This is a genomic window from Thalassobacterium maritimum (genome assembly GCF_031127805.1).
GTDB classification, from domain to species: domain Bacteria; phylum Verrucomicrobiota; class Verrucomicrobiia; order Opitutales; family Coraliomargaritaceae; genus Thalassobacterium; species Thalassobacterium maritimum.
The window spans coordinates 1-692 of record NZ_JARXHW010000194.1 but is presented as its reverse complement, the minus strand read 5'-3'; the positions used below and the strand labels follow the sequence as shown (position 1 = coordinate 692).

Sequence of the window (692 nt, the reverse complement as noted above, 5' to 3'; positions counted from 1 at the left end):
CTGGTAATAGTTCTTTTCATTATTCATATATTAGTTCTTACTATAGTGGACTTTAACCACATTTACACCGTGCCCATGCTGGGCACACTCCAGTCACAGCTATCAACTCCTTTCGCGCTCCGCGCTTCAGTCGCGATAGTGCTCTACGTTGTGTAAAAGAATGAATGACACCAGAGAACTCTACTACTTCGGCGAGAACCAACCTCTTGTTGAGTGCAGTATTTGTCAGTCCCCAGACAGAAGCTCTCGACACGTAATCCTGAGATTTCAGGACGGAAGAGAAGCAGAGAAATCTTATACGCTAAAAAATCCTGAAGATTTGGTGGGGATTGAGGAGATTTTTGATGCCGACGAAGTCCGAATAGAAAAGGAGACCGGAACGCAGAAAGAATACGGAACAATCATTTTAGGGATATACGGAGAGTCCTATACCCACATCAGCTTTGACTCAGTCGAAGAAACCAAATCACACAACCAGTCGGAGCAGGACAACCCGATAACCCGCCCGTAAAACTCTAAAAAGCAACAGGACTTCAAACTCGTCAGGCGGGTTGCCTGTCCTCCACGTTCCCAGAAATTGAAAAAATGAATCTCAGACTCGATGGGTCGAAAGTAAGAAAAACTAGCACGACGAAGAAATCCCCTGACCGACGAGCATCACAGGCCAAGTAAATCAATGAAAGAAACGAATC

General features: G+C 45.1%; 1 protein-coding gene. It reads left to right on the top strand.

Features of this window, described 5'->3' with window-relative positions; all coding sequences use genetic code 11:
• Positions 1 to 160: 160 nt before the first annotated feature.
• Positions 161 to 511: a hypothetical protein gene (locus tag QEH52_RS20000; RefSeq protein WP_308952733.1), complete on the top strand. Its 351-nt coding sequence runs from the start codon at positions 161 to 163 to the stop codon at positions 509 to 511.
• Positions 512 to 692: the final 181 nt, after the last annotated feature.